Genomic DNA, 21,304 nt, shown 5'->3' with positions numbered 1-21,304 from the left:
TCTCCGGTTCACGAAGTCTGACAGGGACCTTTCTTCGCATGGAATATGTCCGTAACATCGCCTCCAGATCGGCGTGGAACATTTACCGGAAACATCTGTTGACACGCAAGAAACACTGTTATTGTGGTGGGAGCGCTCCCACACCTTCGCGATTTATTCTGAAAGCGGAGGAAGCCGGATGGCTGACCAGCCCACGCTTGCCCAGGTAGCAGCCGAAGCAGGGGTCTCCCCCGCCACGGCATCACGAGTACTCACCGGGTCTGTCCGAGTGAGCACATCGACCCGCCGCCAGGTCCATGACGCCATGTCACGTCTGGGTTACGTACGGCACCGCGCGCCACGGGGCACTTCCGCCCGGCGCTCGGACGCGCTCGTCGCGGCGGTGGTATGCGAACACACGCAACGCATGTTCGCCGAACCCTTCTACGCGAGACTCCTGTCCGCAGCCGACGAGGTGTTCACCGGTTACGGTGTGCCCTTCGTGGTGATGACCGCCACCCCGGCCACCTCCACGATCGCCGCGCCACCGCTGGTCACAGGCTCGTTCGACGGTGTCCTGCTCGCAGGCGCCAGGGAGAGGCACCCCCTCGCGGTCACACTCGCCGCGTCGGGGATCGCGGTCCGCAGCGCGGGCCGGCCGCCGGACGGCATCGATCTGCCGTTCGTCGACATGGACAACAGGGACGGGGCCCGGCAGGCCGCCGAGCACCTCCTGCTGACCAACAGGCGGGCGATCACCGTCATCGCCGGACCGCCGACGCTGCCGGGGGCCAGGGACCGTCTCGACGGCTTCCTGCGCACCCTCAACGCGGCGGGCATCAACGAGGTCCCCGTCGCGTACGGCGACTTCACGCACGCCTCAGGCGCGCACGCCATGCAGTGGCTCCTACAGCGGTCACCGCACCTCGACGCGGTGTTCGCCGCCTCGGACCCGATGGCCGCAGGCGCCATGCAGGCGCTGCGGCGCGCCGGTCGCCGGATCCCCGACGACGTGGCCGTGATCGGCTTCGACGACGCACCGCTAGCCAGGCACACCTCCCCCACCCTGACCACCGTGCGTCAGCCGGTGGAGGAGATGGCTGTGCTCACGGCCAGGATGCTGCTCATGTCGATCACCTCCGAGGAGGACGTCCAGCACGGCAACCCGATACTGCCCACGGAGCTGGTGGTTCGTGAATCAACTTGATGCGGGGGGCGTGCAGGAAGGCGATGTGCTCACGCGCCGTTACCGGCTCGTGGAGCGCATCGCCTCGGGGGGCATGTCGGCGATCTGGCGCGCTTTCGACCAGTCGCTGCACCGTACCGTCGCGATCAAGTTGCTGGACGGCAGCGTGGGAGGCGACAGCGAAGGCCGTGACCTCATCATGCGTGAGGCGCGGGCGACGGCACGCCTGATCCACCCGGACGCCATCGAGGTGTACGACTACGGCGAGACGGTCACGACACGTGGCCGGCTCGCCTCGTACGTCGTGATGCGGCTGCTGGACGGACGGCCGCTGTCCGAGCGCATCGACGAGGGCCCGCTGCCGTGGCGGGAGGCCGTGGTGATCGCGACCAGGGTGGCCCTGGTCCTCGCCGCGGCCCACCAGCGCGGCATCGTGCACCGCGACGTCACGGCGGAGAACGTCCTGCTGTCCCCCGAAGGCGCCAAGCTGCTGGACTTCGGCATCGCGGCGTACGTCGGGGAGCAGGTGGACCAGCGGCTCGCCGACTTCGGCACGCCGCCGTACGTGGCTCCCGAGCGGCTGACCAGCACGACCGTGCACCCGTCCGTCGACGTGTACGCGCTCGGCGTCCTGCTGTTCGAGATGCTCACCGGCAGGCTCCCCTACCCCGAACTGACCTGGGAGGCCCTGGAGAACGCGAACAGGACGGGGCCGCCGCCCGCGCCGTGCGTCCCCGGGCTTCCCGCCGAGGTCGCGGAACTGTGCAGGCGCTGCCTGTCGCAGGACCCAGGTGAGCGGCCGAGCGCTCAGTTCGTCGCCGACGTGCTCGGGTCCTGTCTCACGGCACCCGCCGCGACCAGCGGGTCCACCCCCGTGTGGGTGCGGCGCGCCAGGGTGGTCACCATCGCGGCCGCGGTGCTGACCACCTGGACGGCGGTCCTGCTGTGGGTGCAGCCGGAGGTGACGCCGCCGTCCGCGACGGCCTTCACGATCGGGCCGTCCCTGCCGGCCGCGTCCCCGGTGGCCGAGGGCGAACGGCACGGAGGCGCGCTCACCGAGCCGATCTCCGACTCCGACGCGGACGCCGACTCCGGCACCGTCCTGCGGGAGTCACCCACCGCGTCACCCACCGGCGCGGCCCGGGTCTCCCCCGCACCGACCCGGCCTGCGGCTTCACGGCAGCCGGAACCGGACGAACCCCAAAAGACGGTGCCGGAGGCGCAGGCGCCGCCGCCGCAGGACCAGCAGAAGCCGCAGAGCGACCCGGCGCCGCGAGACGACCAGAAGCCGCAGGACCAGCAGAAACCACCGGCCGGTGACGGCGTCAGCGCGAGCGCGCCGACACTGACCCAGGCGGTCGCCGGTTTCGACACCGCGGTCTCCGCCGGCGAGGCGGCGGGGGACATCCGTCCCGACGTCGCCCTCGACCTGCGCAACGTGGTGCACAACCTCATCCGCTCCGAAGGCGACCCCTCCGACGGCCTCGCGCGGATCCGCGTGAAGCTCGTGGAGCGGGAGCGTGAGGGCGGCCTCACATCGCAGGTAAGGCAGGACCTCGACCAGCGGCTCACCCTCATCGGAGCGGCCCTCAAGGCCGCGTAGCGCCGCACGACGACACCTCCACCGCGCGCCCGGGTCCCAGGCCGGGTGCCGCGCGGCTCTCCTCCGCCGAGCGCTCTCCTCGCCGCACTCGCGGCCCCTCTGCGTCTCTCAGCAGATTCGCCGGCTAATGGTTCACCGGGGAAAGTGCCCCGGCAAATCCGATTGTTTACCCGGAAATAATCGGTTCTTCTTAGTTAACCTTATTTCACAATAATATCGCGCGCAGAGTGACGATCTTGTCGCATACGCGAGTGTCCGAAAATAGGGTTGACGACAGTCCTTGACCTGAGTTTGACCGGACAGGGCCACATGGGAGCGCTCCCAGCACGGCGGAAAATCTTTCTCGCCTCTCCCGCCTCCGGCGTGGAATCTCCGGCTGCCGACCGCCACGCCGAGCCCGTGACCACGGAGAAGCCGGAAGGCCCTTCCGGCCATCACTCTACTCCCGCCGTGGAATTTTCACCCTCGGAAGATCCCCTGAAAGTTGCAAAGCCGACCCTGGGCCACACCGCAGGTCACACCGCAGGCAGGAAGCGGGTGGTGGCGCGGGTGTTGACGCTCCAGGGACCCGAGCGAACCATTGCTCCGCCGTGCGGCCCGCACCCGGCCCGGCACGGCGGACGGCTCCAAACGGGCCGATATGGACGCGAGCGGCGACGCCGGCGCGTCCGACCCATGTCACGAAGGGCATACCGATGAGAGCACGATGGAGCGGCGGCAGGTGGAAGGCCGCGGTGACCGCGGTCGTCACCACCGCGGCCGCGGCGGCGATGGCCGTGACGCTCGGCACCGCGCCGGCCGGCGCGGCCGGCGGCACCGGAGTGGGGTACCTCCACACCAACGGCAACAAGATCGTCGACAGCACCGGCGCGACGGTGCGGCTGACCGGCATCAACTGGTTCGGCATGGAGACCGACAACAAGACCTTCCACGGCCTGTGGGCCAACAACCCGTGGCGCAACCAGATCGACCTCATGGCGAGCCTCGGATACAACACGATCCGCGTGCCGTACTCCGACGACGCGCTCAAGCCCGGCGCGGTGGCGACCAGCGTCAACACCTACAGCAACCCCGACCTGCTGAACCTCACCCCCCTGCAGATCCTCGACAAGGTCGTGGACTACGCCGGCAGCAAGGGGATGCGGATCATCCTGGACCGGCACCGGCCCACGGCGGCGGGCCAGAGCGCGCTCTGGTACGTCCCGTCGGTGCCGGAGAGCACCTGGATCAGCAACTGGAAGATGCTCGCGCAGCACTACGCGGGCAACACGACCGTCATCGGGGCCGACCTGCACAACGAGCCGCACGCCGACGGCACCGAGCCCAACAGCACCGGGTCCTGCTGGGGGTGCGGCGACACCGCGCGTGACTGGCGTCTCGCCGCCGAGCGCGCCGGCAACGCGATCCTCGGCGTGCAGCCGAACTGGCTGATCTTCGTCGAAGGCGTGAGCTGCCCGAGCGGCGGCAACGCCAACGCCTGGGACAACATCCCCGACGAGCCGTGCGGCTGGTGGGGCGGCAACCTGTCCAAGGCCAAGGACTACCCCGTGCGGCTCAACGTGGCCAACCGGCTGGTCTACTCGCCGCACGAGTACGCGACCTCGGTCTTCCGGCAGACCTGGTTCGACGACCCGAGCTACCCGGCGAACATGCCGGCCATCTGGGACAAGTTCTTCGGGTACATCTACAAGGAGAACATCGCCCCGATCATGATGGGTGAGTTCGGCACCACGATGGCCAGCAACACCGACCGGATCTGGCTCCAGGAGCTGATGAAGTACACCGGCACCGGTGTGAACGGCATGTCCTTCACGTACTGGTCGTGGAACCCCAACTCCGGTGACACCGGCGGCATCCTCAAGGACGACTGGGCCACGGTGGACCAGGCCAAGCAGAGCATCCTGCAGCCCTACCTGATCCCCCCGGTCGGCGGCGGCACCGGCTCCCCCTCGCCGACCGTCAGCCCGACCCCGTCCCGCACCCCCACACCGACCCCCACACCCACACCCACACCGACCCCCACGCCGACCCCGACTCCCACACCGACGCCGACGCCGACGTCCGGCTCGCGGTGCCAGGTCACCTTCCGGGTGACCAACTCCTGGCAGGGTGGACTCCAGGCCGAGCTGGCGGTGCGCAACACCGGCACCACGGCGTGGAACAACTGGGCCGTCACCTGGACCATGCCGGCCGGGCTGACGCTCGCCAGCAGCTGGAACGGCGTGATCACGCAGAACGGGACCACCTGGACGGCCAGAGCGCCGAGCTACGCCACGTCGATCCCTGCCGGACAGACGGTCACCGTCGGCTTCACGGCCACCGGCAGCGGCACCGGCACCCCGACCGCGTTCACCTGCTCCTAGAACGGCCTCCGGCGCGGGACGGCACACCGTCCCGCGCCGGTGATCGGTACGCGGGCCGGAAAGTCCGCGGACCGATCGCATGGAATGTCCGATAGCTGAAAGTTTCAGCTAGGTATCACGCCAGCGTGTAAGCCTGGTGTAAGAACCGGCAGGCTGGCGAGCGTAGACGCTTGTACCGCACGAAATCTGCCTGACATGTCATTGACATCTTTGTGGCTCCCAGCAGAATTTCCAGGTGGGAGCGCTCCCATTCACCTTCATTCACTCCGCCCGGTACGAGACCGACGCTTCGCACATCATCTGCACCATCCGTCGTCATTTATCCCTTTGGAGTACCTTCAGGATGTCTTCAACATCGTTAGGAGCGGGAGCGCTCCCACGATCGCGCGCCAAGCGGCGCGGGGTGTGGGTGGCGTTGGTCAGCCTGGCGGCCGGCCTCTTCACCGTGCTGACCTCCGTACCGGCCTCGGCCGCTGTCGCCTGCAACGTGACCTACACGGCGCAGAGCTGGAACAACGGCTTCACCGCCAGTATCGACGTCAAGAACACCGGCGACCCCTGGACGAGCTGGACCCTGCGGTTCACGTTCCCCAACTCCAGCCAGCGCGTCTCCAACGGCTGGAGCGCCAACTGGACGCAGAGCGGCCAGACCGTCACCGCGACGAACGCGGCGTGGAACGGCAACCTCGGCACCGGCCAGACGACCAACATCGGCTTCCAGGGCACGCACAGCGGCACCAACCCCGACCCGACCTCGTTCTCGGTCAACGGTGTGACGTGCAACGGCGGCCAGAACCCGACGAACCAGGCGCCGACCGCGACCCTCACCTCACCGACCGCGGGCCAGACCTTCACCGCGCCGGCCACGGTGAACCTCGCCGCGACCGCCGCCGACTCCGACGGTTCGGTCACCCGGGTCGAGTTCTACAACGGCACAACGCTGCTCGGCAGCGACACCACCGCGCCGTACACCTACTCGTGGACCAACGTCCCCGCGGGTAGCTACTCGCTGACCGCGCGAGCGTACGACAACGGGTCGCCGGCGCTGACCGGCAACTCCTCGCCGGTCGGCATCACGGTGAGCGGCACCCAGGCCTCGACGATCGTGGCCAGCGCCTCCACCCTCCTCGTCCCCGAGGGCAGCAGCGCCAGCTACACGATCCGCCTGTCGCGCCAGCCGTCCAGCAGCGTCACGGTGACCACCGCGAAGGCCTCCGGCGGCGACGCCGACCTGACCATCAGCGCGGGTGCCACCCGGACCTTCACCACCTCCAACTGGAACACGCCGCAGACGGTCACCATCGCGGCGGCCGAGGACAGTGACACCACCGCGGGCTCCGCGACGTTCACCTCCACGGCCAGCGGCTGGACCAGCGCCTCCGTCGAGGCCACCGAGGCCGACAACGACACCCCGAGCGGCACCAACGAGTACATCCAGCGCTTCACCACGCTGTACAACAAGATCAAGGACCCGGCCAACGGGTACTTCTCGCCGGAAGGCATCCCCTACCACTCGGTGGAGACCTTCATGGTGGAGGCCCCGGACCACGGTCACGAGACCACCTCCGAGGCGTTCAGCTACTACCTGTGGCTCGAAGCGGTGTACGGCCAGGTCACCGGCACGTGGACCAGGTTCAACGAGGCGTGGGCGACGATGGAGAAGTACATCATCCCCGCGCAGCGCGACCAACCCACCAACTCCAGCTACAACCCGAGCTCCCCGGCCACCTACGCCGGTGAGTGGAACGACATCTCGTCGTACCCGTCGCAGCTCGACAAGAACGTGTCGGTCGGTGTCGACCCGATCGGCAACGAGCTGTCGCAGGCGTACGGCACCAAGGACATCTACGGCATGCACTGGCTGCTGGACGTCGACAACACCTACGGCTTCGGCCGCTGTGGTGACGGCACCACCCGTCCGGCGTACATCAACACCTACCAGCGTGGCCCGGAGGAGTCGGTCTTCGAGACGATCCCGCAGCCGTCCTGCGACACCTTCGCGTTCGGCGGCCGGAACGGCTACCTGGACCTGTTCACCGGCGACGCGTCCTACGCCAAGCAGTGGAAGTACACCAACGCTCCCGACGCCGACGCTCGCGCCGTGCAGGTGGCGTACTGGGCCAACATCTGGGCCACCGCTCAGGGCAAGCAGTCCCAGATCACTACCACCTTGGACAAGGCCGCCAAGATGGGTGACTACCTGCGCTACGCGATGTACGACAAGTACTTCAAGCAGCCGGGTTGCGCCAGCACCTCTTGCGCCGCCGGCACCGGGAAGAACTCCTCGAACTACCTGCTGTCCTGGTACTACGCCTGGGGTGGCGCGTACGACACCTCCGCGGGCTGGGCCTGGCGCATCGGTTCGAGCCACAACCACTCCGGTTACCAGAACCCGCTCGCGGCCTACGCGCTGGCCAACGTCGCGGCGCTGAAGCCGAAGGGTGCGACCGCGGTCCAGGACTGGAGCACCAGCTTCACCCGGCAGCTCGAGTTCTACCGCTGGCTGCAGTCCTCCGAGGGCGGCATCGCCGGTGGCGCGACCAACAGCTGGGACGGTCACTACGCGGCCCGTCCGTCCGGCACGCCGACCTTCTACGGCCTGGCGTACGACTGGCAGCCCGTCTACCACGACCCGCCGTCGAACCAGTGGTTCGGCTTCCAGGTCTGGACGATGGAGCGCATCGCGGCCCTGTACAACTCGACCGGCAACGCGCAGGCCAAGGCGCTGCTGGACAAGTGGGTCCCGTGGGCCATGGCGAACACCACGGTCAGCGGCACCACCTACCAGCTGCCGTCGACGCTGCGGTGGACCGGCCAGCCGGACACCTGGAACGCCTCCAGCCCGGGTGCCAACAACAACCTGCACGTCACCGTCGTCGACCACACCACGGACGTCGGCGTGGCGGGCTCGTACGCCAAGGTCCTCATGTACTACGCGGCTCGTGCGAACAACACGGCGGCGCGGGACATGGCCAAGGCGATCCTGGACGGCGTGTGGGCCAACTCCGACACCAAGGGTGTCTCGGTGCCGGAGACCAAGGCCGACTACAACCGGATCGACGACCCGATCTACGTCCCGTCCGGCTGGACCGGCAGGATGCCGAACGGCGACACGATCAACTCCAGCTCGACCTTCATCTCCATCCGGTCGTTCTACCGCAACGACCCGGCTTGGCCGCAGGTCTCGGCGTACCTGAACGGCACGGGCCCGGCCCCGACGTTCAACTACCACCGCTTCTGGGCCCAGGTCGACGTCGCCGTCGCTCTGGCCGAGTACGGACGCCTGTTCCCCTGATCCGCAGGCCACGGTGCGGCGGCGCCTGACACGCCGTCGCACCACCTGCAAGGTGGCCGCGCCGGCGCCTGACACGCCAGGCGCGGCCGACCGAGGCGGGGTGCGGTGGGCCTGACCCCCACCGCACCCCGTCCGACCCACCCCGATCCATCCCGATCCACCCCGGCTCCCCCCTCAAGCCACGCACAGCCCGAGAGGCCACCGATGTCCCTCAAACGCACCCTCACCGGCCTGGCGCTCCTCGCCGTGTCGGTCACGGTCCTTCCGGCGATCGGCCCGGCCTCGGCGGCCCCCGCGTTCAACTACGGCGAGGCGCTGCAGAAGTCCCTCTTCTTCTACGAGGCCCAGCGCGCCGGCAAACTCCCCGCGAACAACAGGGTCTCCTGGCGCGGCGACTCCGCGCTGAACGACGGCCAGAGCGCCGGCGTCGATCTTTCCGGCGGCTGGTACGACGCCGGTGACCACGTCAAGTTCGGCCTGCCGATGGCGTCGAGCGCCACGATGCTCGCCTGGGGCGGCGTCGAGTACCGCGACGCGTACCAGAGCTCGGGGCAGCTCCCCTATCTGCTGGACAACCTGAAGTGGGTCAACGACTACTTCATCAAGGCCCACCCCTCGGCGAACGTGCTCTACGGCCAGGTGGGCAACGGCGGCACCGACCACGCCTGGTGGGGCCCGGCCGAGGTCATGCCGATGAGCCGGCCCGCGTACAAGATCGACGCCACCTGCGGCGGGTCGGACCTCGCGGGTGAGACGGCGGCCGCGATGGCCGCGTCGTCGATGGTGTTCCGGCCCACGAACCCGTCGTACGCCGACACGCTGGTCACCCACGCGCGGCAGCTCTACAACTTCGCCGACACGGTGCGCAAGGTCTACAGCGACTGCATCACCGACGCGGCCGGGTACTACCGCTCCTACAGCGGGTACAACGACGAGCTGGTCTGGGCCGCGGCCTGGCTGCACCGGGCCACCGGTGAGGCGTCCTACCTGACCAAGGCCGAGCAGTACTACGACAACCTCAGCAACGAGCCGCAGAGCACCATCAAGTCGTACAAGTGGACGATCGCGTGGGACGACAAGTCCTACGGCGCGTACGTGCTGCTGGCCAAGCTCACCGGCAAGCAGCGGTACATCGACGACGCCAACCGGTGGCTGGACTTCTGGACGGTCGGGGTGAACGGCAACCGGGTGAACTACTCCCCCGGCGGCCAGGCCGTGCTCGACCAGTGGGGTTCGCTGCGGTACGCCGCCAACACCGCGTTCACCGCGTTCGTGTACAGCGACTGGCTGAGCGACGCCACGCGCAAGGCGCGGTACCACGACTTCGCCGTACGTCAGATCAACTACGCGCTCGGCGACAACCCGCGCCGTTCGTCCTACGTCGTCGGCTTCGGGAACAACCCGCCGAAGAACCCGCACCACCGCACGGCGCACGGTTCGTGGTCCAACAGCCTCAACGAGCCCGCCGCGACCCGGCACATCCTGTACGGCGCTCTGGTCGGCGGTCCGAAGTCGGCCGACGACGCCTACGCCGACAGCCGCAACGACTACGTGATGAACGAGGTCGCCACCGACTACAACGCGGGGTTCACCAGCGCGCTGGCGCGGCTGTACCGCGAGTACGGCGGCACGCCGCTGACGAACTTCCCCGTGGCGGAGACGCCTGACGGTCCCGAGATCTACGTGCAGGCCTCGGTCAACGCGTCCGGCGCGGGGTTCACCGAGATCAAGGCCGTGCTCTACAACCACTCGGCGTGGCCGGCGCGGACGCTGTCGGACGGATCGCTGCGGTACTTCTTCAGCCTCGACGGCACCACGACGCCGTCCCAGATCACGCTGACCTCGGCGTACACGCAGTGCCGCCAGCCGACGGGTCCGACCCAGTGGGCCGGAAACATCTACTACATCACCATCGACTGCTCGGGTCAGAACATCGCCCCCGCGGGCCAGTCGGAGTCCCGGCGTGAGATGCAGTTCCGCATCGCCAGCTCCGGCACGTGGGACCCGACCAACGACTGGTCCTACACCGGTGTGGCCACCACCCCCGGCGCGACCCCGGTGACGGTGCAGAACATCGTGGCGTACTCGGGAAGCACCCGCGTCTACGGCAACACCCCCGGCAGCGGCCCGGAGCAGACCCCGCCGGTCACCCCGACGCCGACCCCCACGCCGACTCCCACGCCGACGCCGACTCCCACGCCGACGCCGACCCCGACTCCCACCCCCACGCCGACTCCTACGCCGACCCCCACTCCCACGCCGACCCCCACCCCCACGGCGGGCCGGGCCTGCGCCGCGACCTACAGCATCACGAGTAGCTGGTCCGGCGGCTTCCAGGCCAATGTGGTGGTGCGCAACAGCGGCACGGTGGCGGTGAACTCGTGGACGGTGAACTGGACGTTCCCGAGCGGTCAGACGGTCAGCCAGATCTGGAGCGCCACCCACACCCAGTCCGGCGCCTCGGTCACGGCCCGTCCCCTGAGCTGGAACGCCGCGATCCCGACCGGCCAGACGGTCAACTTCGGATTCCTCGGGACAGGCGCCGCGACCGTCCCGGCGACGGTGAGCTGCACCGCCGCCTGATCCCCCAAAGACGTGGTCTCATGCCCTGGGAGCGCGAGACCACAAACAGCCCGGCCGGGTCGAAAGACCCGGCCGGGCGCCCCCAGGTACGGGGCCCGCGCGGCCCCGGCCGAGCGTGCGGCGACGTGCTCCTCCACCGTCGCGGCGCCATCCGAGGAGGTTTTTCGATGAACGCCGACCGGTCACCACGTCCCCTGCTCGACAGGCTGCGCATCCCTCTCGTGGCCGTGCTGGCTCTCGGCCTGCTCGGCGTCGCGGAGCAGCCTCGTGCCGACGGGGCCGCGCGGAGCGCGGCCGGTGCCGCCGCGCTCCCCTATCAGGACCCGAGCCTGCCGGTGCAGACGCGGGTGAACGACCTGTTGTCCCGGATGACCGTGGACGACAAGGTGGGACAGATGGTGCAGGCCGAGCGTGCGGCGCTGACGTCGGTCTCCGACATCGCGACGTACCGCATCGGCTCGGTGCTGTCGGGAGGCGGCTCGGCGCCGTCGCCGAACAACGCCACCGGGTGGGCCGATCTGTACGACAACTACCAGCGGCAGGCGCTGTCGACGCCGCTGGGAATCCCGATGATCTACGGGATCGACGCGGTGCACGGTCACAACAACCTGCAAGGCGCCACGATGTTCCCGCACAACATCGGGCTCGGCGCGACGCGTGACCCCGACCTCGTGCAGCGCGTCGGCCGCGCCACCGCCGAGGAGGTCGCCGGCAGCGGCCTGGACTGGACGTTCGCACCGTGTCTCTGTGTGGCGCGCGACGACCGGTGGGGCCGCACCTACGAGTCGTTCGGCGAGAACCCGCAGCTCGTGAGCCAGATGGCGAGCATCGTCACCGGCTTCCAGGGCTCCTCGCTCGGTGGCGCGGCCTCGGTGCTCGCCACCGCCAAGCACTACGTCGCCGACGGCGGGACCACCGGCGGCCGGGACCAGGGTGACGCGCAGATCAGCGAGGCCGACCTGCGTGCCATCCACCTGCCGCCGTTCCGGGCCGCCGTCGAACGCGGCGTGGGCTCGGTGATGATCTCCTTCAGCAGCTGGAACGGCCAGCGCATGCACGGCCAGCGCTACCTCATCACCGACGTGCTGAAGAACGAGCTCGGCTTCGGCGGCTTCGTGGTGACCGACTGGGCCGCCATCGACCAGCTCGACGGCCGGACCGGCTTCACGGCCGACGAGATCAGGACGGCGTTCAACGCCGGCATCGACATGGCGATGGTCCCGGTCGACCACCGGCAGTTCATCTCACTGCTGAAGCAGGAGGTGCAGGCCGGCCGGATCAGCGCGGCCCGGGTGGACGACGCCAACCGGCGCATCCTCACCAAGAAGTTCCAGCTCGGCCTGTTCGAGCGGCCGATGGCCGACCGGACGTACGCCGCGACCATCGGCAGCACGGCGCACCGTGACGTCGCCAGGGAGGCGGTGCGCAAGTCGCAGGTGCTGCTGAAGAACAGCGGTGACGTGCTGCCGCTGGCCAAGAACGGTGGCAAGATCTTCGTGGCCGGCAAGAACGCCGACGACATCGGCAACCAGAGCGGCGGCTGGACCATCTCCTGGCAGGGCTCGTCGGGGAACATCACCTCCGGGACGACGATCCTGCAGGGCATCAGGCAGAAGGCCGGGTCCGGCACCACCGTCACCTACAACAGGGACGGCTCCGGCATCGACTCGTCCTACCGGGCCGCGATCGCGGTCGTCGGCGAGACGCCGTACGCCGAGGGGCAGGGTGACCGCACGTCGCTGACCCTGGACAGCACCGACCTCACCACGCTCTCGCGGCTGCGGGCCTCCGGTGTGCCGGTCATCGTGGTGCTGGTGTCGGGACGGCCGATGGACATCTCGGCGCAGCTCGGCGACTGGAACGCGCTGCTCGCCTCGTGGCTGCCGGGGACGGAAGGCGGTGGTGTCGCCGACGTGCTGTTCGGCGACTACGCGCCGACCGGGAAGCTGCCGATGACGTGGATGCAGAACATCGGCCAGCAGCCGATCAACAGCGGGGACGGCAAGCCGGCGCTGTTCGACTACGGCTTCGGCCTCACGTACGGCACGGCCAGCCCTACCCCTACCCCCACCCCGACCCCCACGCCGACGCCGACGCCGACTCCCACCCCGACACCTACCCCGACCCCGACCCCGACGCCGACGATCACCCCCACACCGACGCCGACGCCATCCGCCGGGACGCTCGCCTGCCGGGTGACGTACCGGGTGACGAGCCAGTGGCAAGGCGGCTTCAACGCCGACGTGATCATCGGCCTGACCGCCGGTTCGGTGAGCAACTGGACGCTGAACTTCACCTGGCCCGGCTCGCAGCGCGTCAGCAACGCCTGGAACGCGCGCGTCACCCAGTCAGGAGCCCAGGTCACCGCGCTCGACGGCGGCTGGAACGCCGCCATCGGCGCAGGCGGCTCGTCGACCTTCGGATTCACGGTCACGGGGACGAGCGCTCCACCGGCCGCCTATACCCTCAACGGCGTGACCTGCGCCATCGGGTGACGCCGGGAGCGGGACGGCCACGGGCCGCCGCCGGGACGGACCCTTCCGCACCCCGTCCCGGCGGTCGGCCCGTGGCCGCCGTCCCGCGTGGGATCACGGCTGGAAGCGGTACCCGATGCCGGCCTCGGTGAGCAGGTGCCGCGGCCTGGCCGGGTCGGTCTCCAGCTTGCGGCGGAGCTGCGCCATGTACTGACGCAGGTAGTTGGTCTCCTTGACGTGGCCGGGGCCCCAGACCTCGGTGAGCAGCCGCCGCTGGCTGATCAGCCTGCCGGGGTTGCGCAGCAGTATCGCCAGCAGGTGCCACTCGGTGGGGGTCAGCCTGATGCCGTCGGAGACGGTCAGGTGCACCAGGTCCACCAAGTGGTCACCCACCGGTATCTCGGTCAGCTCGGACTCGTGGACCACGTCCCCGCGGGTCGCGGCACGGATGCGGGCCAGCAGCTCGTCGATGCCGAACGGCTTGGTGACGTAGTCGTCGGCCCCGGCGTCGAGCGCGTCCACCACGTCGGCCCCGCCGCGGCCGGACAGCACGATGATCGGGATCTTGGTCCAGCCGCGCAGGCCGTGGATCACCTCGACACCGTCGATGTCAGGTAATCCGAGGTCCAGCACCACGACGTCGGGGTGCCAGGCGGCGGCCTGGCGCAGGGCCGTGCCGCCGTCCCGGGTCACTTCGACGTCGTAGCGCCGTGCGACAAGGTTCACGCGGAGCTCGCGCAGGAGCCGCGGCTCGTCGTCCACGACGAGGATCTTGGTCATGCCCGCCCCATCTGAAGGCAATCGGCCGATGAACGATCATGGTCAAGCCGACTCCCCGCAGTCCGCACCCACGATACTCAGGGTGAGGTGCTCCAGCGTGGAGGCGTCCCGGAAGACAATCGGGCCTCGCGTGCCGAACGTGACATGAGTGCCGGCACCCCGAGCAGCGCGTGACCGGCGACGGCCACACAGACGAGGCCGAGCACCAGCCCCCAGCTCACGTCGGTGAGGTGGTGCATGCCTCGGTACAGGCGCGAGGCGGCGACGAACAGCGGCACACCGAGGCCGAGGGCCCACCACAGGACCTTGAGTATCGTGTGGCGGTGGGTGTGCAGCACGAGCACCAGGGCCACACCGCAGTAGAAGCCGACGGCCGCACTGGTGTGTCCTGAGGGGAAGCTCGACGTCGGCGGGGCCGGGTCCAGGTGACGCACCTCCGGACGCTGGCGTTCCACGAACACCGTGGCGAGCAGGAAGACGAGGTTCTGCGACCAGACCGCCACCACCAGGAAGATCGACTCACGCCAGCGGTGGAAGACCAGACGGAACACGATGGCCGTGACGGCGGTCAACGCGACGATCACCGGGGTGTCGGCCAGTGTGGAGCCGATGTGGGTGATGGTGTTGAACAGCGGCGTGCGGTCCTCCGCGAGGTCCCTGCTGACGTCCATCTCACCGGCGATGGCCGCGTGCAACGGCCGGGTGATCAGCCAGCCGACCCCGAGGGTGACCGCCGACAGCACCACCAGCGGTAAAAGCAGCAGACGCGCCGCCCACGCCGCGACCGCGGGCCATCGCCGCTCGTCACTCTCTGCCTTCATTGGGGGTTTCCTTCCGGTCGATCCGCCGGGCCTGTCTCCGGCTCGACACCCTCGATGTGGGGTTCGGCCGGCCTGAGCCCGATATCTCTTCGCCAGGTCTCGAAGGCGGCGGTGGTCGCGATGACCACCGCGGCGCCGAAGATCACGCCGGCCACGACGTCACTGACCCAGTGCACGGCGAGCGCCACACGTGTGTACGCCACTCCTGCCACGATCACCGCACCCGCGCACCACAGCAGGGCCCCCGCGCGCTTGCTGACGTACGGCAGGACCAGCAGGATCAGCACCCCCGCGCCGAGTGCGGCGTTCAGCGCGTGTCCCGAGGGGAACGACGCGCCGGGTGCCACCGCGACGGGGTCCGGCAGGTGCGGCCGTGCGCGGTCGACGGCCCACTTCAGTCCGAGCCCGAGCAGTCCGCCGACGGTGATCGTGGTGACGGCCCACGCCGCCAGCCGCCATCTCCTGCGGTACGCCAGCCACGCCACGGCGAGCACGACGGCCACCCGCCACGCCTCCGGGGAGAAAACGTCGGTCCACAGGTCGAGCACCGTGACCCAGCCGGGGTGCTCCAGTGCCCAGGCGTGCAGCGTCTCGGCCACTCCCTGGTCCAGCCGGTGGAGCGGCGGGAACGACGTCTGCACGAGGATCAGCAGCAGGGTGAACGGGACGGCGACGAGGAAGGCCGCGGCGGACGCCAGCGCGAGCCGGGGCCCGAGCCGCGCGCGGGCCTGGTTCGCCGTCGCCGACGGTGGCGCGGAACTGGACATGAGGGGGCGCTACCCCTTTCGGCGCTCTTCGAACGGGGGACGCCGGACCCGCGTCAGTGATGCTTCACCTGGCGTTCAAGGCGCCTCAGCCTTCGGCGAGCACCTCGGCCACCACGCAGGTGATGTTGTCGGGGCCGCCGCCCTGGCGGGCCAGCTCGACGAGGCGTTCCGCGGCCTCACCGAGGTCGCCGGCGGCGGTGAGGATCTCGTGCAGTTCCTTCGGGCCGACGACTCCGCTGAGGCCGTCGGAGCAGATCAGGTAGCGGTCGCCGGCCTCGGCCTCGCGCAGCGACAGGTCGGGCTCCACCGAGCCGCTGCCGCCGAGCGCGCGCATCAGCAGCGAGCGGCGCGGGTGCGCCGCGGCCTGCTCGGGGGTCATCTGACCGTCGTCGACCAGCGACTGCACCAGGGTGTGGTCGCGGGTGATCTGGTACAGATAGCCGCCGCGCAGCATGTACGCGCGCGAGTCCCCGATGTGCGCGAGCGCGATGCGGCCGGCGTCCCACAACATCGCCGTGAGCGTCGTACCCATTCCTGCCAGCTTCGGGTCGCGCGCGGCCATATCCTTCAGGCGATGACCCGCGGCGGTGATCGCCGACTCGAGCGATCCGAGCGGGTCGTCACCAGGTGGATCGCTGTCGAGTGAGGACAGCGCGGCGATGACGGTGGCGCTCGCCACCTCGCCGTGGCTGTGGCCCCCCATGCCGTCGGCGACCGCCAGCAGTCGAGGGCCGGCGTACACCGCGTCCTCGTTCCGCTGGCGGCGCAGGCCGATGTCGGTGCGGGAGGCGTACCGCAGCGTCAGCGACACGTTGTTTGACATACCCCCAGTAAATCATTGGTTGAATCACTTCACAAGCACATGACTTGTGGATTCTTTCGGCGACGTCGACTACGCTGACCGGCAGGCGAGGAGTGCCATGGGACAGCAGGGAGACACGACGCCGATGGGACACGACGCCACGCTGAACGCCGGTGACATCGCGCGGCTGGCCGACGTCGGCCGGGCCGCGGTGAGCAACTGGCGCCGCCGCCACGACGACTTCCCCCAGCCGGTCGGCGGCACCGCCGCCAGCCCGCTGTTCTCCCTGCCTGAGATCGAGGAGTGGCTGCGCCGCAACGGCAAGTCGTACGAACTGTCGCTCGGCGACCGCGTGTGGCAGCGGCTGCGCGCCGCCGCCGACGACCTGCGGCTCGGCGAGATCGTCGCCTGCGCAGGCGCCTACCTGCTGTACCTGCACCGCGACCCGGCCGGCGCGGTGCGCGGCCCCGAGCCGCCGGCCCGGCGCGCCGCGTCCGCCACCGCCGACCTGCCGGCGCCGATCGCGTGGGACCTGGTCGACGCCAGGCTGTACCGCCTGCTCGCCGACCTCGCCGCCGAGCAGGGGCCGAGGGCCGCGTTCGAGCTGCTCTGCGAGCGGTACACCGAGGCCCACTCCCGTCGCGTGCCGGTGACCCGGCCCGACGTGGCGGCGCTGCTGGTCCGCCTCGCGGCGCCTGAGGAAGGCCTCAAGGCGGGTACGGTGTTCGACCCCGCCTGCGGCGCCGGGGCCCTGCTGCTACCGGCCGCGGACAACGGTTTCCCGGTCGTGGGTCAGGAGATCGGCGGGACACCGGCGCTGCTCACCGCCGTACGGCTGCTGCTCACCGGGGCCGAGGCCCGGGTCGTCGCGGGGGACTCGCTGCGGCAGGACGCCTTCCCCGGCCTGCGTGCCGGCGCGGTCGTGTGCGACCCGCCGTTCAACGAGCGGGCCTGGGGATACGAGGAGCTGACCGGCGACCCCCGCTGGGAGTACGGGCTGCCGCCGCGCGGTGAGCCGGAGCTCGCCTGGGCCCAGCACTGCCTGGCGCACGCGCGGCCCGGCGGGCTGGTGGCGATCCTCATGCCGGCCGCCGCGGCGGGACGGCGTCCCGGCAGGCGGATCCGCGGCAACCTGCTGCGCGCCGGTGCTCTGCGCGCCGTCGTCACCCTGGCGACCGGCGGCCCCGACCTGTGGCTGCTGCGCCGGCCCGCGCCGGGGGAACGTCCGCCGTCCGCCGTGCTCATGATGGACGCGTCAGGCGACCTGGCGGCCGTCGAGCAGGCGTGGCCGGCGTTCCGCGCCGATCCCGACGCGGCCCTGCCGGACGGCGCGCGCGCCGTGCGCATCATCGACCTGCTCGACGACGAGGTGGACCTCACCCCGGCCCGTCACCTGCCGCGTCCCTACGACGACCCGGCCCTGGGGTTCGCCGCGGCGCGCGAGCGGTTCCGCGAGGCCGCCGCCGCGCTGCCCGGCGCCGTACCCGACCTCGCCGCGCACACGCCGGCCGGGGACCTGCCGGGAGCCACCGTCGCGGAACTGGTCAGAGCGGGCCTGGTCAGCGTGCACCAGGGGCCGCCGCGGCTCGCCACCGACGGCGGTGACGTGCCGGTGCTCACCGCCGCCGACCTCGCGCGCGGCGGCACGCCGACCGGCCGCACCCCGCACGACCCGAACCTGATCGTGCTGGAGCCCGGTGACGTGGTCGCCTCCCTCGTGGACGCCACCGCGCGCGCCGTCGGCGAAGGCGGCGCCGTGCTCGGCCCGCAGCTCCACCTGTACCGGGTGGACCACGAGCGCATGGACGCCGACTTCCTCGCCGGTTGCCTGCGCTTCGCCGGCGCGGCGCGTCCGTCGCCGGCCGGCGCGAGCCGCATGGACGCGCGGCGGCTGCGCGTCCCCCGCCTGCCGCTGCCGGAGCAACGCGAGTACGGCAAGGCGTTCCGCGAGCTGCTGGAGCTCGAGGACCGGCTGCGTGAGACGGCCGCGCTCGGCGAGAGCCTCGTGCGGCTAGGCTTTGACGGCCTGGCCGGTGGCCGTCTGCGGCCCCTCGCCTGACGGTGTATTTTTCCCGTGAACCGGCAGGGAGGGGGCCAATGGTCATCGGCGACCGCTACGTGCTCGACGACCTGCCTCTCGGCCAAGGCGGCATGGGTGCGGTCTACGCGGGCCACGACACCCACCTCGACCGCCGGGTCGCGGTCAAGTTCCTGCGCTTCCCCGGCGGCCACGACGAGGAGCTGTCCAAGCGCTTCATGCGTGAGGCCCGCATCCTCGCGCGCCTGGAGCACGCCGGGGCCCCGGTGCTGTACGACTTCGGCACCCACGAGCAGCGGCTCTTCCAGGTGATGCAGTTCATCGAGGGTGTCACTGTGGCCGACCTGGTGAGCGAGCACGGGCCGCTGCCTGTGCCATGGGCCGCGGCGATCGTCGCGCAGGCGTGCGCGGTGCTGTCGGCGGCGCACACGCTGTCCATCTGCCACCGCGACCTCAAGCCGACCAACCTGATGCTCTGTCCCGACGGCAGCGTCAAGGTGCTCGACTTCGGCCTCGCGATGCTGCGTGAGGCCGACGTGGCGCAGTTCACCCGGGCCGGTCAGATCATCGGCACCCCCGCCTACATGTCGCCGGAGCAGATCCAGCGCGGCCTGGCCGAGCCGCGCAGCGACCTGTACGCGCTCGGCTGCGTCCTGCACGAGATGCTCACCGGACGGCGGCTGTTCTCCGGGCCCACCGAGTACGCCGTCTTCGAGAAGCAGGTCAAGGAGCGGCCCGAGCCGGTCCCCGGCCTGCCTGACGGGCTGAACGCGCTGCTGTCCGGCCTGCTGGAGAAGGACCCGGACGATCGTCCCGCCGACGCCGCCGCGCTGTACGACCGCCTGCAGCCGTTCGCGGTGGACCTGCCGATGCTGCCGGGGTTCCTCACCCCGCCGTCGACACCGAGTCCCGGCCGCATGTACGCGCGCATCGTGGGACGCGTGCTCCCCTAGCGCGTCCCCTCCGCGGTGCGGCGCAGCGCGCGGCCCGGCAGCGCGCCGGTGTGGCGGCCCTCGTCGATGACCCGCACACCGCCGACGATCACGTACGGGATGCCGTCGGGGGTGCGGCGCGGGTCGTCGTACGTCGCGGTGTCACCGACGCCGGCGGGGTCGAAGAGCACCAGGTCGGCGTGGTATCCGGTGCGGATCAGGCCGCGGTCGGCCAGCTTGAGCCGCCTCGCCGCGCGGCCGGTCAGGTGCGCGACGCACTCCTCCAGGCCGAGCACCCCTTCCTCGCGCACGTAATGACCGAGATAGCGGGGGAAGGTCCCCCACGAGCGGGGATGCGGCTTGGCGGCGGCGAGCAGGCCGTCGCTGCCACCGGTGTGCGCGCGGTGCCGCATGATCGCGCGGACGTTCTCCTCGTTGCCGATGAACCACACGCTGGCCGTGCCGAGGCCGTCCTCGACGAGTTGCTCGCGGAACACCTCGAACGGGGGACGGCCCTCGGCGGCGGCCAGCTCGGCGACGGTGCGGCCCACGCGGTGCGCGAGCGCGGGCTCGCGGACCCCGGAGATCCTGATGGCGTCCCACGGCACCGGCACGCCGTGGCAGCCGTCCGAGCCGTCCTCCTCGATCACGCGGCGGATCCGCTCGGCCTCCTCGGGGTCGCGCAGGCGTTCCATGATGCGCTCGGGGCCGCCTTCGCAGGCCTTGCTCGGCAGCAGCGCGGACAGCATGGTCGCGGCCGGCAGGTAGGGGTAGGTGTCGAGGGTGATGTCGGCGCCGTCGTCCATGGCGGCGTCCAGCAGGGCCAGCAGCTCACCGGCCCGGCCGGCGTTCTCGGGGAAGTTCAGCGTGGCGTGCGCCAGGTGCAGGGGACAGCCGGCGGTGGTGGCGACCTGGACCATCTCGGCGTACGCCGCAAGCGCTCCCCTGCCGTAGGACCGGTGGTGCGGCGAGTAGTAGCCCCCGTACCCGGCGACCACCCGGCACAGCTCCACCAGCTCGGCGGTCCCCGCGTACATGCCGGGGGTGTAGGTGAGGCCGCTCGACATGCCGAGCGCGCCTTCCTCCATGCCGCGCGCCACCAGCGCGCGCATCGCGTCGAGCTCGGCGGCCGTCGGCTCGCGCGCGTCCCAGCCCATGGCGAGCATGCGGACCGAGCCCTGCGGCACCAGGTAGCAGGCGTTGACCGCCATGCCGCCGCGGTCCAGCCGGTCGAGGTACTCCGCGACCGACCGCCAGTCCCAGTCGAAGCCCTCGGGGTCGCCGTTCCAGCCAGCGAGGTGCCGCCGGAGCTGGTCGAGCGTGGTGTCGTCCACCGGCGCGTACGACAACCCGTCCTGGCCGAGCACCTCGCACGTCACCCCCTGCGCGACCTTGGCGAGATGGTCGGGCTCGGTGATCAGCGCGAGGTCGGAGTGCGCGTGCATGTCGATGAAGCCCGGCGCGAGCACCAGCCCCGTGGCGTCGACGGAACGGTTCCCGGCCGCGTGTCCCGGTTCCCGGGTGATCGCGGCGATCCGGCCGTCCGCCACGGTGACGTCCGCGCGGTACGCCGGCGCGCCGGTGCCGTCCACGACGGTGGCGCCGCGCACCACCAGCCCGGCGCTCACTCGCCACCTGTCCCTGTCTCGACGACCTCACCTGTCACGCTCATCACTCCTTC

General features: G+C 70.5%; 13 protein-coding genes. 8 read left to right on the top strand and 5 right to left on the bottom strand.

Features of this window, described 5'->3' with window-relative positions; all coding sequences use genetic code 11:
• Positions 1-178: 178 nt before the first annotated feature.
• From BJ992_RS08115 to BJ992_RS08090, 6 genes are all read left to right on the top strand, one after another.
• Complete coding sequence (locus tag BJ992_RS08115) at positions 179-1,186, top strand: LacI family DNA-binding transcriptional regulator (protein WP_184979295.1); 1,008 nt, start codon at positions 179-181, stop codon at positions 1,184-1,186.
• On the top strand, positions 1,173-2,768 hold the full coding sequence (locus BJ992_RS08110; RefSeq protein ID WP_184979294.1) for a protein kinase domain-containing protein: 1,596 nt from the start codon (positions 1,173-1,175) through the stop codon (positions 2,766-2,768). The genes BJ992_RS08115 and BJ992_RS08110 overlap by 14 nt, the downstream gene beginning before the upstream one ends.
• A 695-nt stretch (positions 2,769-3,463) precedes the next feature.
• Entirely contained in the window at positions 3,464-5,131 is a 1,668-nt protein-coding gene (locus tag BJ992_RS08105; protein WP_184979293.1) for a cellulase family glycosylhydrolase, read from the top strand.
• Positions 5,132-5,540: 409 nt separating this feature from the next.
• Entirely contained in the window at positions 5,541-8,426 is a 2,886-nt protein-coding gene (locus tag BJ992_RS08100) for a glycoside hydrolase family 48 protein (RefSeq protein WP_343072554.1), read from the top strand.
• A 204-nt stretch (positions 8,427-8,630) separates the two neighbouring features.
• Positions 8,631-11,009, top strand: coding sequence for a glycoside hydrolase family 9 protein (locus tag BJ992_RS08095; protein ID WP_184979291.1), 2,379 nt, complete (start codon positions 8,631-8,633; stop codon positions 11,007-11,009).
• A gap of 167 nt (positions 11,010-11,176) precedes the next feature.
• Positions 11,177-13,504: a glycoside hydrolase family 3 N-terminal domain-containing protein gene (locus BJ992_RS08090; protein WP_184979290.1), complete on the top strand. Its 2,328-nt coding sequence runs from the start codon at positions 11,177-11,179 to the stop codon at positions 13,502-13,504.
• Between the two features lie 93 nt (positions 13,505-13,597).
• On the opposite strand, the gene BJ992_RS08085 is transcribed toward BJ992_RS08090, so the two are convergent.
• The 4 genes from BJ992_RS08085 to BJ992_RS08070 form a co-directional block, all read right to left on the bottom strand.
• Positions 13,598-14,263 carry a response regulator gene (locus tag BJ992_RS08085; protein ID WP_184979289.1) on the bottom strand — a complete coding sequence of 222 codons (666 nt, stop codon included), beginning with the start codon at positions 14,261-14,263 and terminating at the stop codon, positions 13,598-13,600.
• Positions 14,264-14,340: 77 nt separating this feature from the next.
• Positions 14,341-15,084: a phosphatase PAP2 family protein gene (locus tag BJ992_RS08080; RefSeq protein WP_184979288.1), complete on the bottom strand. Its 744-nt coding sequence runs from the start codon at positions 15,082-15,084 to the stop codon at positions 14,341-14,343.
• Positions 15,081-15,851: a phosphatase PAP2 family protein gene (locus BJ992_RS08075; RefSeq protein ID WP_184979287.1), complete on the bottom strand. Its 771-nt coding sequence runs from the start codon at positions 15,849-15,851 to the stop codon at positions 15,081-15,083. Before BJ992_RS08075 ends, BJ992_RS08080 begins: the two co-directional genes overlap by 4 nt.
• Before the next feature lie 85 nt (positions 15,852-15,936).
• Positions 15,937-16,674, bottom strand: a complete 738-nt coding sequence (locus BJ992_RS08070) for a PP2C family protein-serine/threonine phosphatase (RefSeq protein WP_184979286.1) — start codon at positions 16,672-16,674, stop codon at positions 15,937-15,939.
• Positions 16,675-16,771: 97 nt separating this feature from the next.
• Here BJ992_RS08070 and BJ992_RS08065 point away from each other — a divergent pair, with 97 nt between their 5' ends.
• Both BJ992_RS08065 and BJ992_RS08060 read left to right on the top strand, forming a co-directional pair.
• Positions 16,772-18,712 (top strand): N-6 DNA methylase, encoded by a 1,941-nt coding sequence (locus tag BJ992_RS08065; RefSeq protein ID WP_246496557.1) that lies wholly within the window; start codon positions 16,772-16,774, stop codon positions 18,710-18,712.
• 38 nt (positions 18,713-18,750) lie between these two features.
• Positions 18,751-19,644 carry a serine/threonine-protein kinase gene (locus BJ992_RS08060; RefSeq protein WP_184979285.1) on the top strand — a complete coding sequence of 298 codons (894 nt, stop codon included), beginning with the start codon at positions 18,751-18,753 and terminating at the stop codon, positions 19,642-19,644.
• On the opposite strand, the gene BJ992_RS08055 is transcribed toward BJ992_RS08060, so the two are convergent.
• The gene (locus BJ992_RS08055) at positions 19,641-21,251 is read right to left on the bottom strand and encodes an N-acyl-D-amino-acid deacylase family protein (RefSeq protein ID WP_343072553.1); all 1,611 of its coding nucleotides are present in this window, start codon (positions 21,249-21,251) and stop codon (positions 19,641-19,643) included. The two genes, BJ992_RS08060 and BJ992_RS08055, sit on opposite strands and share 4 nt — an antisense overlap.
• Positions 21,252-21,304 lie beyond the last annotated feature (53 nt).

Origin of the sequence: Sphaerisporangium rubeum (assembly GCF_014207705.1) — a bacterium.
Classification (GTDB): domain Bacteria; phylum Actinomycetota; class Actinomycetes; order Streptosporangiales; family Streptosporangiaceae; genus Sphaerisporangium; species Sphaerisporangium rubeum.
This window is presented reverse-complemented; position numbering and strand designations above follow the sequence as displayed.

Coding starts and splice junctions, on each gene's coding strand:
- BJ992_RS08115 (WP_184979295.1), top strand. CDS start 179: ATGGCTGACCAGCCCACGCTTGCCCAGGTAGCAGCCGAAGCAGGGGTC.
- BJ992_RS08105 (WP_184979293.1), top strand. CDS start 3,464: ATGAGAGCACGATGGAGCGGCGGCAGGTGGAAGGCCGCGGTGACCGCG.
- BJ992_RS08095 (WP_184979291.1), top strand. CDS start 8,631: ATGTCCCTCAAACGCACCCTCACCGGCCTGGCGCTCCTCGCCGTGTCG.
- BJ992_RS08090 (WP_184979290.1), top strand. CDS start 11,177: ATGAACGCCGACCGGTCACCACGTCCCCTGCTCGACAGGCTGCGCATC.
- BJ992_RS08085 (WP_184979289.1), bottom strand. CDS start 14,263: ATGACCAAGATCCTCGTCGTGGACGACGAGCCGCGGCTCCTGCGCGAG.
- BJ992_RS08080 (WP_184979288.1), bottom strand. CDS start 15,084: ATGAAGGCAGAGAGTGACGAGCGGCGATGGCCCGCGGTCGCGGCGTGG.
- BJ992_RS08075 (WP_184979287.1), bottom strand. CDS start 15,851: ATGTCCAGTTCCGCGCCACCGTCGGCGACGGCGAACCAGGCCCGCGCG.
- BJ992_RS08070 (WP_184979286.1), bottom strand. CDS start 16,674: ATGTCAAACAACGTGTCGCTGACGCTGCGGTACGCCTCCCGCACCGAC.
- BJ992_RS08065 (WP_246496557.1), top strand. CDS start 16,772: ATGGGACAGCAGGGAGACACGACGCCGATGGGACACGACGCCACGCTG.
- BJ992_RS08060 (WP_184979285.1), top strand. CDS start 18,751: ATGGTCATCGGCGACCGCTACGTGCTCGACGACCTGCCTCTCGGCCAA.